This is a genomic window from Streptomyces rishiriensis (genome assembly GCF_030815485.1).
Classification (GTDB): domain Bacteria; phylum Actinomycetota; class Actinomycetes; order Streptomycetales; family Streptomycetaceae; genus Streptomyces; species Streptomyces rishiriensis_A.
In genome coordinates, this window is the sequence record NZ_JAUSWV010000002.1 from 2,335,709 (window position 1) to 2,351,902 (window position 16,194).

Below are 16,194 nucleotides of genomic sequence, written 5' to 3' on the forward strand. Positions count from 1 at the left end.
GCACTTTCGTCCGGCCCCACCCGTTGGATGCGACAGAAGCGCTGTCGTACATGTCATGCACCAGGAGGCACCCAGCGATGTCGGTTCCGCAGCTCAACGACGAGCACCGCGGCGAGGAGATCCTCGCCGTCTTCGACACCGCGTTCGGCGAGCTCCTGGCCGCCGACCCGGCCGCGTTCCGGGTGAAGTTCCGGAAGATGGCGGCCTCGGCGTTCGCGTTCTACCGGGGCACCGCGGGCCTCTTCTACCACGATCTCGACGCCGAGAAGCGGGGCGGCCCTTTCCTGGACGAGCGCACCTCGCGCGTGTGGATCCACGGCGACCTGCACGCGGAGAACTTCGGCACGTACATGGACGCGACAGGCCGGCTGATCTTCAACGTCAACGACTTCGACGAGGCGTACGTGGGCCCCTTCACCTGGGACCTGAAGCGCTTCTCCGCGTCCATCGCCCTGATCGGGTACGCCAAGGCGCTCGGCGACGAGCAGATCAGTGAGCTGGTGGAGGTGTACGCGGGCGCCTACCGGGAGCGGATCCACGCCCTGGCCACCGGCGCGAAGAGCGACGAGGTGCCGCCCTTCACCCTGGACACCGCGCAGGGCCCGCTGCTCGACGCGCTGCGCGACGCCCGGTCACTGACCCGCTTCGGGCTGCTGGACTCGATGACGGAGATCCGTGACTTCGAGCGCCGCTTCGCGCCCGGCGGGGGCAGCATCGAGCTGGACGCCGCCACCCGCTACAAGGTCCTCGCGGCCTTCGACGGCTACCTGGAGACCCTGCCGGAGACCTCCCTGGCCCGCCCGGACTCCTACCGCGTGAAGGACGTCGTCGGCCGCCGGGGCATCGGCATCGGCTCGGCCGGTCTGCCGTCGTACAACATCCTCCTCGAGGGCCACAGCGACGCCCTGGAGAACGACGTCGTGATCTACATCAAGCAGGCCCAGACGCCGGCCGTCTCCCGGCACATCACGGACCCGGCGATCCGTGACTACTTCCTGCACGAGGGCCACCGCACGGTGATCTCCCAGCGCGCCCTGCAGCAGCACGCCGACCCGTGGCTGGGCTGGACCGAGCTGGGCGGCGCCGGCCAGCTGGTCGCCGAGGTCTCGCCGTACGCGGTCGACCTGGACTGGGGCGACATCGACGACCCGGAGGAGGTCGCGGGCGTCGTCGCCGACCTGGGCCGGGCCACGGCCACGATGCACGCGGCGGCGGACGACACCTCCGGCGAGTCCCTGGTGCCCTTCTCCACCGAGCGGGCCATCGACGCGGCGATCGCGGCCGACGAGGACGGCTTCGCGCCTCTCCTGGTCGACTTCGCGCACACCTACGGCGCACGCGCGCGTGCCGACCACCAGATCTTCGTCGACCTGTTCCGCAACGGCCGGATTCCGGGTCTCTGAGGGTCCGCCGTCTCACAGGGACCCTTTAGGGGTCTCCTACGGGAGCACGTGACACACTCTCCTCCGCTATGGACATATCCGGGACCCGCCTCAGAGCCGTACGCGCGGCGCTGTTCACGGCATGCGTCGTGACGCTCAGCACCGCGTCGCACGTGCTGCTGTCCCGGGCCCCGCTGCCGCTCAACACGGTGGCCGCCGTCGCGGCCGCCGTGTTCGCCCTCGCCTACGTCCTCGCCGGCCGCGAGTGCGGCTTCGGGCGGATCGCCGCCCTGCTGATCCCGCTGGAGCTGGCCGCCGACACCGTCTTCACCACCGGCCAGCACGTCTGCTACGGCCGTGCGGGCGGCCCGGTCGCCGGCCCGCTGGCCTCCGTCGGCTGGGACGTGCTGTGCGGCGACGGCACACCCGTCGGCACCCCGCTGGCCCAGGTCACCGGCACGGACAGCGACCGGCTGGGCGGGCTCCTCGCCCACCCCGACCCGGCCGCCGCGTGGCTGCTGCTCGGCGCGCACGTCTGCGTGGGCCTGATCGCGGCCGCCTGGCTGCGCCGGGGCGAGCGGGCGCTGGGCCAGCTGCTGCGGGCGGCGACCGCGACCACCTTCCGGCCGCTGCTGCTGGCCGTCGCCGCCGTGACCGTGCGACGCGCCCCGGCGGCCCGCCGCCTGCCGCGGCCCGTCCGCCGGTCGGCCACCGTCCGCGAGCGGATTCTCGCGCACTCACTCGGACGGCGTGGACCGCCGTGCCCGGCCGCCGCGGTCTGACCGGACCCGCGGCTCCCGAGCACGACTCGGTCCAGTCCCTGCACGTCCCCACGAAACTTCCGCGTACCCACGGGGTGCGCGTCCCTTTGGAGAACACCATGAGCAAGCGGAACAGCGCTGCGGCGAAGACGGCGGCCCGGGAGCGGCTGCGCATCGAGCGCGAGCGCGAGGCCAAGCGGGCCAAGGCCAAGCGGCAGATCATCGTCGCCCTCTCGGTCGTCGGCGTACTCGCCGCGGCCGGCGGCATAGGCTACGCCGTCGTCCAGGCGAACAAGCCCGCCTACTGGGATGAAGCCAAGAACGCCAAGCTGGTCAAGCCGGCCAACACCAGTGGCAAGAACGGCACGACGGTCGTCATGGGCAAGGCGAGCGCCAAGAAGACGCTCGTGATGTACGAGGACCCGCGCTGCCCGGTGTGCGCCCAGTTCGAGCAGACCGTCGGCGCGACGGTGAAAAGCGACTTCGACGCCGGCAAGTTCAAGATCCAGTACGTGGGTGCGACCTTCCTCGACGGCAGCCTGTCCGGCGAGGGCTCCAAGAACGCGCTCAGCGCCCTGGGCGCCGCGCTCAACGTCAGCCCCGAGGCGTTCCTCGAGTACAAGACCGCGCTGTACTCGGCGAAGTACCACCCCGAGGAGACCGAGGACAAGTTCAAGGACGACTCCTACCTGATCAAGGTGGCGGACACCGTCTCGGCCCTGAAGGGCAACGCGAAGTTCCAGAGCGCCGTGAAGAACGGCACCTACGACCGGTGGGCGCTGGAGATGTCCAAGACGTTCGACAAGAGCGGCGTCTCGGGTACCCCGACCCTGAAGATGGACGGCAAGAAGCTCACCGACTCCGGCGGCCAGAACGCCCCCATGACGGTCGCCGACTTCAACACGGCACTCGCGGCAGCCCTCAAGGGCTGACCGGCCCCTGAGCCGACAATTCCAGGAAGAGCGGGCGAACTTTTGGGCGTTCGCCCGCTCTGCTGTCGTACCGGTCAGTAATCTGATCGGCCGTGACCAGTCGATACAGATCCTCCGAGAGCGCCGACGCCCCGTCAGAGCGCCTGAACTCGTTGTCGCCGCGCCGCCGTACGGCGCTCAAGGCCGTGGCGGCGACCGCCGTGCTGGCCGGCCCGCTCGCCGCCGCGCTGCCGGCCCGTGCCGCCGAGGCCCCCGTCTTCCTGCACGGCCTCGCCTCCGGCGACCCGCTGCCCGACGGCGTCCTGCTGTGGACCCGGGTGACGCCCACCGCCGAGGCGATACCCGGCTCCGGGCTCGGCCCGGACACCGACGTGAGCTGGGTCGTCGCCACGGACAAGGCGCTGACGAACGTGGTTGCCAAGGGCTCCACCACCGCCTCCGCCGCGACCGACCACACCGTCAAGGCCGACATCCGCGGTCTCGCGCCCGCCACCGACTACTGGTTCCGCTTCTCGGCCGGCGGCACCGACTCCCCGGTGGCGCGTACCCGCACCGCGCCGGCGGCGGACGCGGCCGTCACCGGCCTGCGCTTCGGTGTGGTCTCCTGCGCCAACTGGGAGGCCGGCTACTTCTCCTCCTACCGTCACCTCGCGGCCCGCGGCGACCTCGACGCCTGGCTGCACCTCGGCGACTACATCTACGAGTACGGCACCGGCGAGTACACCGCCCGCGGCGTCGTCGTACGGGAGACGGCGCCCACGCACGAGATCCTCACCCTCGCCGACTACCGCACCCGGCACGGGAAGTACAAGACCGATCCGGACCTTCAGGCCCTGCACGCGAAGGCGCCGGTCGTCGCGATCTGGGACGACCACGAGTTCGCCAACGACACCTGGTCGGGTGGTGCCGAGAACCACACCGAGGGCGCCGAGGGCGCCTGGTCGGCCCGTCAGGCGGCCGCAAAGCAGGCCTACTTCGAGTGGATGCCGGTCCGGCCAGCCATCGCCGGCACCACCTACCGCCGGCTGCGCTTCGGCAAGCTCGCCGATCTCTCCCTGCTGGACCTGCGGTCCTTCCGCTCGCAGCAGGCCGCCGTCGGCAACGGCACCGTCGACGACCCGGACCGCACGCTCACCGGACGCGCCCAGCTCGACTGGCTGAAGGCCGGCCTGAAGGCATCCGACACCACCTGGCGGCTGGTCGGCAACTCGGTGATGATCTCGCCGTTCGCGATCGGCTCGCTCTCCGCGGACCTGCTCAAGCCGCTCGCCAAGCTGCTCGGCCTGCCGCAGGAGGGCATCGCCCTCAACACCGACCAGTGGGACGGCTACACCGACGACCGGCGCGAACTCCTGGCCCACCTGCGCTCGAACGCGATCCGCAACACCGTCTTCCTGACCGGTGACATCCACATGGCGTGGGCCAACGACGTGCCGGTGGACGCCGGGACCTACCCGCTGTCGGCCTCGGCCGCCACGGAGTTCGTGGTCACCTCGGTGACCTCGGACAACCTCGACGACATCGTGAAGGTCCCGGAGGGCACGCTCACCGCGATCGCCTCCCCGGTCATCCGGGCCGCGAACCGGCACGTCCACTTCGTCGACACCGACCGGCACGGCTACGGCGTCCTGGACATCACCGCCGAGCACGCGCAGATGGACTACTACGTCCTGTCCGACCGCACCAGCGCCACCGCGACCTCCACCTGGTCCCGCTCCTACCGCACGCGCAGCGGCACGCAGAAGGTCGAGCGCACCTACGACCCGGTCTAGTCCCCTCCGGAACTGCCGATCCTCCTAGAGCGACTCGAGGAAGCCGAGCGCCACCCGCCAGGTGGCCTCGGCCGCCTCCTCGTCGTAGTCGGGCAGCTCGGGGTCGGTGTACAGGTGCCCGGCTCCCGCGTACCGGTAGACCTCCACGTCGGCGCCGGCCCTGCCCATCTGGAGATACCAGGCGCTCAGCCAGTCGTCGGTCTCGAACTGGTCCGGCTCGGCGACATGCAGCTGCACCGGGAGGCCGTCCACCGAGACGTTCGGCGCGAGGTCCGAGGTGCCGTGCAGGAGGAGCAGGCCACGCGCCCTGGCGTCGCCGAGGGCGAGGGTCTGCGCGATCGACGCGCCGAGCGAGAACCCGGCGTAGACCAGCCCCCGCTCCGAGTAGGGCGCGGCCGCCAGGACGGCCCTCTTCAGCAGCTCGTCCTTGCCGATCTCCTCGTTGTACGCCATGCCCTCCTCGACCGTGTCGAACGTGCGGCCCTCGAAGAGGTCCGGCGTCCACACCTCGTGCCCGGCGGCGCGCAGCCGGTCCGCCGCGGCACGCACCGCGGGCCGCGGACCGTAGGTCGAGTGAAAGAGCATGATGTTCATGTGCCCATGGTGCCAGCCTGCACTGACAACGCCGTGCGTGCGTCTCCTCACAGAAACCGCATGTTCAAGGCCCCTCCGACCCGGTTACGTTCGAAGGCATGGAGAACCTGCTCCGCCCCGTGATCGTGGTCGGCGGCTCGGTCGTGCTGACAGTCCTCATCGGCTGGGCCACCGACCGCCTGCTGTGCAAGGCCGACCATCGGCATCCCGAGACCCCCCTGTGGGGTCTGCTGCGCCGTGGCCGCATCCCCTATCAGCTCGTGCTGTGCGCGGCGATGCTGAGAGGGTCCTACGACGCCGCCCAGATGCTGGAGGACCATCGGACCGGCATCGGCCAGGTCCTCACCCTGGTGCTGATCGGCTCGGCGGCCTGGCTGGTGATCAGGATCGCGGGAGCGATCGTCGAGACGTCGTATTCGCGCTACGCGCGCATGCAGCACGATCCGGCCCGGGTCCGGCGGGTACGGACCCAGGTGTCGCTGATCATGCGGGTGGTGGCGGCCGTCGTCGGCGTGGTCGCGGCGGCCTCGATGCTGCTGACGTTCCCGCCGATGCGCGCGGCGGGCGCCTCCCTGCTGGCCTCGGCCGGGATCCTCGGCATCGTCGCCGGTGTGGCCGCCCAGTCCACGCTGAGCAACATGTTCGCCGGCCTCCAGATCGCCTTCGGCGACATGGTGCGCATCGGCGACACGGTCGTGGTGGACGGTGAGTGGGGCACCGTCGAGGAGATCACCCTGACGTTCCTGACCGTGCGCACCTGGGACGAGCGCCGGATCACCATGCCGGTCTCGTACTTCACCTCGAAGCCCTTCGAGAACTGGTCGCGCGGCACCCCGCAGATGACGGGCATCGTCTACTGGCACGTCGACCACAACGCGCCGGTGGAGCTCATGCGCGAGAAGCTGCGCGACATCCTGCGCGAGTGCCCGGCCTGGGACGGCCGCGCCTACGGGCTCGACGTCACCGACACCACTCCCAACACCATGCAGGTGCGGGCCCTGGTCACGGCGAAGGACGCCGACGACATCTGGACGGTGCGGGTCAGGGTCCGCGAGGAGATGATCCGCTGGCTGTCGCGGGAGCACCCCTACGCGCTCCCGCGGGTCAACACGGCGGACGCGGCGCTGGCCCCGGGCCGCCTGCCCGGCCAGTCGCCCTCCCCCGACGGTGCGCCCCGTCGCGTCCACGAGCCTCCGCGGGCCGGCCGCTGACCCTCAGTTCCCGCGCTCCGCACCCCCGTTGACCTGGACGACCTGCGAAGTGACGTGACCGGCGCCCGGGGAGGCCAGCCAGTGCAGCGTGGCGGCGATGTCCCCGGGCGTCCCGGCGCGCCCGGTGAAGGTCTCGCCGATGAGCCGCTCGCGCCGCGCCGGGTCGATCGCGTCCCCGAAGAAGCCGGTGTCCTCGACATACCCCGGGGCGACGACGTTCGCGGTGACGCCCCGGGGCCCCAGCTCCCGGGCGAGATCACGGGCGTACGGGTGCAGCGCGGCCTTGGCGCCACCGTACGCCCCGCTGCCCGACCCCCGGTAGGCGGCGATCGAGCTGACGAACAGCACCCGCCCGCCCGGCGAGGCGAGCCGGTCCTTCAGGGCCTCCGTGAGCAGGGCGGCGCTCAGCGTGTTGGTACGGAAGTTGACGGTCCAGTGGTGGGCGACCCGGTCCAGCGGATCAGCGCTCTCGCTCGGCGGCTCCAGCTGCCCGGCGCCCCCGGCGCTGTGGATCAGCACATCCACGGTCCCCAACTCCGCCGCCACGAACCGGGCGACCCCCCGCACCTGCTCGGGCTCGCCGAGATCCGCGGCGTAGGTGAGCGCACCGGCCACCCCGGCGTTCTCCAGCACCTCCGCCCGCCGCCCGAGCAGCAGCACCCGATCTCCGTCCGCGGCGAAGACCCGCGCCGCGGCGAGCCCGATTCCTGTTCCGCCTCCGCTGATCACCACATTGCGCGCCATGGCACGAGCGTAACCAGGAGTACCGACAGGGGAATGGCGGTTTACGCGACCGCCATCGAACCGGGCAGCCTCGGGAGGGGGACCGGTCGCCTCACTTGAGGCTGCGCACGTCCAGATGGCGCAGCACGCGGTCCACGATCTCCGGATCGGCGCCCGGCTCGCTGCGGGCCGCGACCACCTCGTGCCGGGCCGCGCTCAGCATCTCCCCCTGGATCCGCCGCACCCGCTTCAGCCTGCGCACCCGCTGGTCGTGCCCCTCCCGCCGTTCGTCCTCCCCGACGTCCGGGCTGATCCGCAAGCCGATGTCGAAGGCCCGCCGCAGCATCTGCTCGGACAGCTCCTCCGGCAGGTCCTCCTCGGCCTCGATCTCCCGCAGCCGCCGCTTCGCCGCCTTCGCGGCCCGCACCGCGAGTTCCTTCTCGAACTCCTTCTCCCGGTCGGTGTCCGACTGCACGTCGAGGCGCTTCACCAGCCACGGCAGCGTCAGTCCCTGAAGGACCAGCGTCGCCATGATCACACCGAACGCGATGAAGATGATCTCGTCCCGGTCGGGGAAGGGCCCGCCGTCGTCGGTCTTCAGCGGCACGGCCAGTGCCAGCGCCACCGAGGCCACCCCGCGCATCCCGGACCACCACATGACGAGGGTCTCCCGCCAGTTCGTCGGAATGTCCTCGAGGTGGTCCTGCCTGGCGTGCAGCCGCTGGGTCAGCCAGGTCGCCGGCAGCAGCCACAGCAGCCGTACGAGGACGACCACGACCACGATCACCGCGGCCCAGCCCAGCATCTCGCCCCACCGCCCGGACGCCGTCCGGATCGCGTTGTGCAGTTCCAGGCCGATCAGCCCGAACGCGACGCCCGTGACGAGGGTGTCGACGATGTCCCAGAAGGTGTGGCCGGCCAGCCGGGTCAGCACGTCGTCGGGGTCGGTGGCGTACTCGGCGAGGAACAGGGCGGTGGTCAGGACGGCGAGCACCCCGGACCCGTGGAACTCCTCCGCCAGCACGTACGAGGCGTACGGCACCAGGAGCGTCAGCCCGATCTGCAGCGTCGTGTCCCCGAGGACGTCCAGCAGCCTGTTCGCCCCCCAGCCGAGCGCGACGCCCACCGCGACCGCCACCACCGCGGACAGGACCAGGTCGAGACCGGCCTGCCACGGCGAGAACGAACCGCTCACGGCCGCGGCGATCGCGACGTGGTAGAGCACGATGGCCGTCACGTCGTTGAACAGCCCCTCGCCCTCCAGGATGGAGACCAGCCGGCGGGGTAGCCCGAGCTGTCCGGCCACGGCGGTGGCGGCCACCGGGTCGGGCGGCGCCACCAGCGCGCCCAGGGCCACGGCCGCGGCGATCGGCAGCCCCGGCACGATCGTGTGGGCCACGGCCGCCACGCACACCGTCGTGACGAACACCAGCGCCACGGCCAGCAGGAAGATCGGCCGCACGTTGGCCGCGAACTGCCGCCACGAGGTCCGCCGCACGGCCGCGTACAGAAGGGGCGGCAGCAGGAGGGGCAGGATCAGGTCCGGCGGGATGTCCACGTTGGGCACGAAGTCGAGCACCGCGAGGACGATCCCGAGCAGGGTCATGAGCACCGGCGCCGGCAACCCGAACCGGTCCCCGACCGGAACGCTCACCACGGCCCCGAGCAAGAGGACGAACAACAGGGCCAGCTGGTCCACGGTCAGCGCTCCGGGTCTAGACGATCAAGAACATCCAGACCTCCAGCGTCGCACGACCACCGTCCGCTACAGAGAACGCCGCATGGACCGGTGCGGAATCCCCGCCTCCATGTCCTCCGGCCCGTACGCCGCGTACCCCAGCCGCTCGTAGAAACCCAGTGCCTGCGTCTGTGCGTGCAGGTCCACGGCCGCGAGCCCCCGCGCGCGTGCCGCCGCCTCGATGGCCCGCACCAGCGCGATCCCGACCCCCAGCCCGCGTGCCTCGCGGGTCACGGCGAGCCGTCCCAGCGAGCCCACCGACGGATCGCCGCCGGTCCTGGCGGCGGCCGCCTCGCCGTACAGCAGCCGCCCGGTGCCGAGCGGCAGCCCGTCCTCCCGGACCGCCAGCACATGGACGGCGCCGGCGTCGAGCTCGTCGTACTCCAGGTCCTCGGGCACGCCCTGCTCGCCGACGAAGACCTCCTTGCGCACCGCGAAGCACGCCTCACGGTCGGCGGGGTCCTCGGCGACCCGCACCGCGTACGGGGAGTCGTCGGCGGCCCTGCTCATCCGTAGGTCTCCACGCGGACCTGCTCCAGGGCCCTTTCCAGGTCCTCGGGGTAGTCGCTGGCGAACTCCGCCCACTGCCCGTCACCGGGGTGCTCGAAGCCCAGCCGCACGGCGTGCAGCCACTGCCGCGTCAGGCCCAGCCGCTTGGAGAGCGTGGGGTCGGCTCCGTACGTCAGGTCGCCGACGCAGGGGTGGCGGTGGGCGGCCATGTGGACGCGGATCTGGTGCGTACGTCCCGTCTCCAGCTTCACGTCCAGCAGGGAGGCCGCACGGAAGGCCTCGATCAGGTCGTAGTGCGTGACGGACGGCTTGCCCTCGGCCGTGACCGCCCACTTGTAGTCGTGGTGCGGGTGCCGGCCGATGGGCGCGTCGATCGTGCCGCTGGTCGGGTCGGGGTGGCCCTGGACGAGCGTGTGGTAGCGCTTGTCGACCGTGCGCTCCTTGAACTGGCGCTTCAGCGACGTGTACGCCCGCTCCGACTTGGCGACCACCATGAGGCCCGAGGTGCCGACGTCGAGGCGGTGCACGATGCCCTGGCGCTCGGCGGCACCGGAGGTGGAGATGCGGTACCCGGCGGCGGCGAGCCCGCCGATGACGGTCGTTCCGCTCCAGCCGGGCGAGGGGTGCGCGGCCACGCCGACCGGCTTGACGATCACGACCACGTCGTCGTCGTCGTGCACGATCTCCATGCCCTCGACCGGCTCGGCGACGATCTGCACCGGCGCCGGCGCCGGCGGCATCTCGACCTCCAGCCAGGCCCCGCCGATCACCCGCTCCGACTTGCCGACCACCGAGCCGTCGACCGTGACCTTCCCCGCCGCAGCCAGCTCGGCGGCCTTCGTACGGGAGAAGCCGAACATGCGGGAGATGGCGGCGTCTACGCGCTCGCCCTCCAGGCCGTCCGGCACGGGCAGGGTACGGGTCTCGGGAATCGTGCTCACCCGTCGAGTATGCCGGACGGCTCGGGTACCGCCGTACGGCCCTGTGGACAACCGCCTGGCGGTCAGTCCTTGTGGACGGTCCCGTCCGGGTCCAGGCCCTTGAAGGACAGCAGCACGATCAGGATGCCGCCGCAGACGATCGCCGAGTCGGCGAGGTTGAAGACGGCGAAGTGCTTCGGCGCGATGAAGTCCACGACCGCGCCCTCGAAAACGCCCGGCGCGCGGAAGATCCGGTCGGTGAGGTTGCCCAGCGCGCCGCCCAGCAGCAGGCCCAGGGCGATCGCCCAGGGCAGGCTGTAGAGCTTGCGGGCGAGCCGGGCGATCACCACGATCACGGCAGCCGCGATCACCGTGAAGATGATGGTGAAGGCCTCGCCGAAGCCGAAGGCCGCGCCCGCGTTGCGGATGGCCTCGAACCGCAGCCAGTCCCCGACGATCTCGATCGGCGCGTGATGCTCCAGCTTGGCGACCACGATCATCTTGCTCACCAGGTCGATCACGTACGCCACCGTGGCGACGGTGAAGAGCACGGCGATCCGGCGCTTGCCCCTGGGCCGCGCCTCGGTGCTCTCCTGGCCGCCCGGGCCGGACGACTGCTCCGGCTCGGATCCCGTCTCTGGGGTGTCCGGCGTACCGATGACGCGCTCCGCCTCTGCCACGTGAGTCCCTCAACCTAGGTACCTGACTGAGGACGAGGGTACGGCACACCCCCCGGCAGCCAGGTGATCAGTACCGGCGCTCCTGCTTCTGCTTGCACTCGACGCACAGCGTGGCCCTCGGGAAGGCCTGCATCCGGGCCTTGCCGATGGCCTGGCCGCAGTTCTCGCACAGGCCGTAGGTGCCGGCGTCCAGCCGCTCCAGGGCGTGCTCCGTCTGGACGAGCATCTCGCGCGCGTTGGCGGCCAGCGCCAGCTCGTGTTCTCGCGTGATGTTCTTGGTCCCGGTGTCCGCCTGGTCGTCGCCGGCGCCGTCGCCGGAGTCCCGCATCAGCCCCGTCAGGGCCGCCTCGGACGCGGCCAGCTCCGCCCGCAGCCGCGCCTGCTCGGACTGGAGCTCCGCACGGGCCTCCTCGGCCTCCTGTGCCGTCCACGGCTCCTCGCCGGGCCGCACCGCGAGTTCGCCGGGCTCCAGCGCCGCGAGGCGCGCCTTGGGGACGGCGGTCTTCGCCGCCGTGGCCGTACCCGGAGTCTTCTTCGCAACCACAGTCGTGGCTCCCGTCTGCTCCGCGGCCGAGGCCGCGCCCACCTTCTTGGCCGTGCTCTTCCTGCCCGCGCTCGTCCCGGTCACGCCTTCGGCGTCGACGATCTTCTCGACCGCCGCCTTCTCGGCGGTGACCTTCGTGTCGGTGACCTTCTCGGCGGTGACCTTCTTGCCGGCCGCCTTCTTGGCGGCCGTGGTCTCCCCGGCAGCCGCCTTCTTGGCCGCGCCCTTCTCGGCACCCGTCTTCTTGACGGCCGCCCCGGTGCCGGCTGTCCCCGTGGCGTCCTCCGCCTCGGCGCTCTCCACCGCACCCTTCTTCGCGGCGCTCTTCCTGGCGGCGCTCTTCTTCGCTGCGGACGCCTTCCTGGCCGGCGCCTCCCTCTCGACCGGCCCGGCCGCCTCGGCCTTCGCCGCTTCCTCCTCCGCGGGTCTTCGGGCCACCGCCTTCTTGGCCACCGTCTTCTTGACGGCCGCCTTCTTGGCAGCCGCCTTCTTCGGCGCCTCTGCCGCAGCGGACCGCACCGTCTTCACGGCCACGTCCCCGGCCACGTCCCCGGCCGCGCCGCCGGAGGCGCCGGAAGCACCGGAGGCACGCGTGGAGCTGCCGGACGACGACTGCTGTACGGCGGTCTTTTTCGCCACCATGGCCGCAGCCCCTTCACATATTGTGATCTTGCACGCGAATCGTGCTGGGACGATAAATCGACTTGAGGCCCGCGGCAACGGGGCGCACCGCCCGATTCGCCCGCCTCGCGCATGCCGCTCGGCGAGCCTGCATCCGTTGTGCCCAGCTCCCCGCCGGGTAATCCGCCGGGCCGACCATCCCGAAATCTGAACGCCCACACCATCACACATAGCCACCATTCGGGTCATGTCGGACCGAGCCCTCCACCGGGGCCCGCGGCGCCGAAAACCCGTCGGCCGCTGTCGTCGGGGAGCCGTACACTGGGCGGAGCGAAAAGCGTGGATGGGGACGAGTAGCGGCGTACGCAGCCCAGAGCGACCCGGGGACGGTGGAAGCCCGGGGGCGAGCGCGACGTGAAGATCACCCCGGAGCCGCCGGAGGAAAGCCGCCGCCGACAGGCGAGGGTCAGTAGAACCGGCATCGCGACCCCAATGAGGGGGCTCACCGGCGCGTAGAGGGCGCCGGAGGGCCAAGGAGGGTGGTACCGCGGGAGCGCGCCGCACACGGCGTAGACAGACAAGTCGGCTCTCGTCCCTCCGACGGAAGGCAGTATGTCCGCCGGAGGAAGCTCGTTGAACACGCAGCCGCAGTACCGCCAGGTACCCGCCCAGGTCGACCTGCCCGCGCTCGAGCACGCGGTGCTCGACTTCTGGCGCGAGCAGAAGATCTTCGCCAAGAGCCTGGAGCAGTCCGAGGGCCGCCCCGAGTGGGTGTTCTACGAGGGGCCGCCCACCGCCAACGGCATGCCGGGCGCCCACCACATCGAGGCCCGCGTCTTCAAGGACGTCTTCCCCCGTTTCCGCACCATGCGCGGCTACCACGTGGCCCGCAAGGCCGGCTGGGACTGCCACGGCCTCCCGGTGGAGCTCGCGGTCGAGAAGGAGCTCGGCTTCTCCGGCAAGCAGGACATCGAGGCGTACGGCATCGCCGCGTTCAACGACAAGTGCCGCGAGTCCGTGCTCCGCCACACCGACGCGTTCTCCGAGCTGACGACCCGCATGGGCTACTGGGTCGACCTCGACGACGCCTACGTCACGATGGACCCCGAGTACATCGAGTCGGTCTGGTGGTCGCTGAAGGAGATCTTCAACAAGGGTCTGCTGGTCCAGGACCACCGCGTCGCCCCCTGGTGCCCCCGGTGCGGCACGGGTCTGTCGGACCACGAGCTGGCCCAGGGCTACGAGACGGTCGTCGACCCGTCCGTGTACGTCCGTTTCCCGCTCACCTCCGGTCCGCTGGCCGGCGAAGCCGCCCTCCTGGTCTGGACGACGACCCCCTGGACACTGGTCTCCAACACGGCCGTGGCCGCGCACCCCGAGGTCCCCTACGTCGTGGCGACGAACGGCGAGGAGAAGCTCGTCGTCGCCGAGCCGCTGGTCGCCAAGGCGCTCGGCGAGGGCTGGGAGACCACCGGCCAGACCTTCACCGGCGCCGAAATGGAGCGCTGGACCTATCAACGTCCGTTCGAGCTGGTGGAGTTCCCGGAGCCGGCCCACTACGTGGTGAACGCCGAGTACGTCACCACCGAGGACGGCACCGGGCTGGTCCACCAGTCCCCCGCCTTCGGTGAGGACGACCTCAAGGTCTGCCGTTCCTACGGCCTGCCCGTGGTCAACCCGGTCCGCCCGGACGGCACCTTCGAGGAGTCCGTCCCGATGGTCGGCGGCGTCTTCTTCAAGAAGGCGGACGAAAAGCTCACCGAGGACCTCCAGCGGCGCGGCCTCCTCTTCCGGCACATCCCGTACGAGCACAGCTACCCGCACTGCTGGCGCTGCCACACCGCGCTCCTCTACTACGCGCAGCCGTCCTGGTACATCCGCACCACCGCCGTCAAGGACCGCCTCCTCCAGGAGAACGAGAAGACCAACTGGTTCCCGGACACGGTCAAGCACGGCCGGTACGGCGACTGGCTCGACAACAACATCGACTGGGCGCTCTCCCGCAACCGCTACTGGGGCACCCCGCTGCCGATCTGGCGCTGCGAGGAGGACCACCTCACCGTCGCCGGCTCGCGCGCGGAGCTCACCGAGCTCACCGGCACCGACCAGTCCGAGCTGGACCCGCACCGCCCGTACATCGACGCGGTCACCTTCGCCTGCCCCCACGACGGCTGCGGACGGACGGCCACGCGCGTGCCGGAGGTCATCGACGCCTGGTACGACTCGGGTTCGATGCCGTTCGCGCAGTGGGGCTACCCGTACAAGAACAAGGACCTCTTCGAGTCCCGTTACCCGGCGCAGTTCATCAGCGAGGCCATCGACCAGACCCGCGGCTGGTTCTACACGCTGATGGCCATCGGCACGCTGGTCTTCGACAAGTCCTCGTACGAGAACGTCGTCTGCCTGGGCCACATCCTCGCCGAGGACGGCCGCAAGATGTCCAAGCACCTGGGCAACATCCTGCAGCCGATCCCGCTGATGGACCAGCACGGCGCCGACGCGGTCCGCTGGTTCATGGCGGCCGGCGGCTCCCCGTGGGCGGCCCGCCGCGTGGGCCACAACACCATCCAGGAGGTCGTCCGCAAGACGCTCCTGACGTACTGGAACACGGTCGCCTTCCAGGCCCTGTACGCCCGTACGTCCGGCTGGGCGCCGAGCGGGGCCGACCCGGCCCCGGCCGACCGTCCGGTCCTGGACCGCTGGCTGCTCTCCGAACTGCACGCGCTCACCGACCAGGTGACGCAGGCTCTGGAGGCGTACGACACCCAGCGCGCCGGCAAGCTGCTCTCCGCGTTCGTCGACGACCTGTCCAACTGGTACGTGCGCCGCTCGCGCCGCCGCTTCTGGCAGGGCGACAAGGCCGCGCTGCGCACCCTGCACGAGGTCGTCGAGACGGTCACCAAGCTGATGGCCCCCCTGACGCCGTTCATCACCGAGCGGGTCTGGCAGGACCTCGTCGTGCCGGTCACCCCGGGCGCCCCGGACTCCGTCCACCTGGCGGCCTGGCCGGAGGCCGACCTCTCCGCGATCGACCCCGAGCTGTCGAAGCAGATGGTCCTCGTCCGCCGCCTGGTGGAGCTGGGCCGCGCCACGCGCGCGGAGTCGGGCGTGAAGACCCGCCAGCCCCTCAAGCGCGCCCTGATCGCAGCGAGCGGCTTCGGCGCCCTCGACCGCGAGCTGCACGGACAGATCACGGAGGAGCTCAACGTCGAGTCGCTGGCGTCCCTCTCCGAGGTCGGCGGCAGCCTGGTCGACACCACCGCCAAGGCCAACTTCCGCGCTCTCGGCAAGCGGTTCGGCAAGCGCGTCCAGGATGTCGCCAAGGCCGTCGCGAACGCCGACGCGGCCGCGCTCTCCCTCGCCCTGCGCGAGGGCGCGGCCTCGGTGGAGGTCGACGGCGAGACGATCACCCTGGCCCCCGACGAGGTCATCATCACGGAGACCCCGCGCGAGGGCTGGTCGGTCGCCTCCGACTCCGGCGCGACGGTCGCCCTCGACCTGGAGATCACCGAGGAGCTGCGCCGTGCGGGCCTGGCCCGGGACGCGATCCGGCTGATCCAGGAGGCCCGCAAGAACAGCGGCCTCGACGTCGCCGACCGCATCGCGCTGCGCTGGACCGCCACCGACCCGGCGACCGCCGACGCCCTGTCCGGGCACGCCGGCCTCATCGCCGACGAGGTGCTCGCCACGGACTTCGCCGAGGGCGAGGCGGACGACACGTACGGCGCCCCGTTCACCGACGACGGTCTGACGCTGACGTTCCGCCTGCGCAAGGCATAGGCAGCGCGCGAGGGCCCGGTTCCCGC

At 71.2% G+C, this 16,194-nt stretch carries 13 protein-coding genes; 6 read left to right on the top strand and 7 right to left on the bottom strand.

Going from position 1 to position 16,194, the window contains the following annotated elements:
- Positions 1-77: 77 nt before the first annotated feature.
- The 4 genes from QF030_RS12915 to QF030_RS12930 all read left to right on the top strand — a co-directional run bounded on the left by QF030_RS12915 (position 78) and on the right by QF030_RS12930 (position 4,847).
- A complete protein-coding gene (locus QF030_RS12915; protein WP_307162807.1) occupies positions 78-1,403 on the top strand; it encodes a DUF2252 domain-containing protein in 1,326 nt (441 codons plus the stop codon).
- A 68-nt stretch (positions 1,404-1,471) separates the two neighbouring features.
- Positions 1,472-2,164 (top strand): hypothetical protein, encoded by a 693-nt coding sequence (locus QF030_RS12920; protein WP_307162808.1) that lies wholly within the window; start codon positions 1,472-1,474, stop codon positions 2,162-2,164.
- Positions 2,165-2,262: 98 nt separating this feature from the next.
- Positions 2,263-3,075: a DsbA family protein gene (locus QF030_RS12925; RefSeq protein ID WP_307162809.1), complete on the top strand. Its 813-nt coding sequence runs from the start codon at positions 2,263-2,265 to the stop codon at positions 3,073-3,075.
- A 92-nt stretch (positions 3,076-3,167) separates the two neighbouring features.
- Entirely contained in the window at positions 3,168-4,847 is a 1,680-nt protein-coding gene (locus tag QF030_RS12930; protein ID WP_307162810.1) for an alkaline phosphatase D family protein, read from the top strand.
- A 24-nt stretch (positions 4,848-4,871) separates the two neighbouring features.
- Here QF030_RS12930 and QF030_RS12935 read toward each other — a convergent pair whose 3' ends face one another.
- Positions 4,872-5,441: a dienelactone hydrolase family protein gene (locus QF030_RS12935; protein WP_307162811.1), complete on the bottom strand. Its 570-nt coding sequence runs from the start codon at positions 5,439-5,441 to the stop codon at positions 4,872-4,874.
- A gap of 98 nt (positions 5,442-5,539) precedes the next feature.
- Here QF030_RS12935 and QF030_RS12940 point away from each other — a divergent pair, with 98 nt between their 5' ends.
- Entirely contained in the window at positions 5,540-6,652 is a 1,113-nt protein-coding gene (locus QF030_RS12940) for a mechanosensitive ion channel family protein (protein ID WP_307162812.1), read from the top strand.
- A gap of 3 nt (positions 6,653-6,655) precedes the next feature.
- On the opposite strand, the gene QF030_RS12945 is transcribed toward QF030_RS12940, so the two are convergent.
- From QF030_RS12945 to QF030_RS12970, 6 genes are all read right to left on the bottom strand, one after another.
- Entirely contained in the window at positions 6,656-7,396 is a 741-nt protein-coding gene (locus QF030_RS12945; RefSeq protein ID WP_307162813.1) for an SDR family NAD(P)-dependent oxidoreductase, read from the bottom strand.
- A gap of 91 nt (positions 7,397-7,487) precedes the next feature.
- Positions 7,488-9,074: a Na+/H+ antiporter gene (locus QF030_RS12950; protein WP_307162814.1), complete on the bottom strand. Its 1,587-nt coding sequence runs from the start codon at positions 9,072-9,074 to the stop codon at positions 7,488-7,490.
- 66 nt (positions 9,075-9,140) lie between these two features.
- Positions 9,141-9,623 carry a GNAT family N-acetyltransferase gene (locus QF030_RS12955; protein WP_307162815.1) on the bottom strand — a complete coding sequence of 161 codons (483 nt, stop codon included), beginning with the start codon at positions 9,621-9,623 and terminating at the stop codon, positions 9,141-9,143.
- Complete coding sequence (locus QF030_RS12960; protein ID WP_307162816.1) at positions 9,620-10,564, bottom strand: RluA family pseudouridine synthase; 945 nt, start codon at positions 10,562-10,564, stop codon at positions 9,620-9,622. The genes QF030_RS12955 and QF030_RS12960 overlap by 4 nt, the downstream gene beginning before the upstream one ends.
- 62 nt (positions 10,565-10,626) lie before the next feature.
- On the bottom strand, positions 10,627-11,223 hold the full coding sequence (gene lspA, locus QF030_RS12965; RefSeq protein ID WP_307162817.1) for a signal peptidase II: 597 nt from the start codon (positions 11,221-11,223) through the stop codon (positions 10,627-10,629).
- Positions 11,224-11,290: 67 nt separating this feature from the next.
- Positions 11,291-12,409: a TraR/DksA family transcriptional regulator gene (locus tag QF030_RS12970; RefSeq protein WP_307162818.1), complete on the bottom strand. Its 1,119-nt coding sequence runs from the start codon at positions 12,407-12,409 to the stop codon at positions 11,291-11,293.
- Between the two features lie 591 nt (positions 12,410-13,000).
- Here QF030_RS12970 and ileS point away from each other — a divergent pair.
- The gene (ileS, locus tag QF030_RS12975) at positions 13,001-16,168 is read left to right on the top strand and encodes an isoleucine--tRNA ligase (protein WP_307162819.1); all 3,168 of its coding nucleotides are present in this window, start codon (positions 13,001-13,003) and stop codon (positions 16,166-16,168) included.
- The last annotated feature ends 26 nt before the right edge of the window (positions 16,169-16,194 follow it).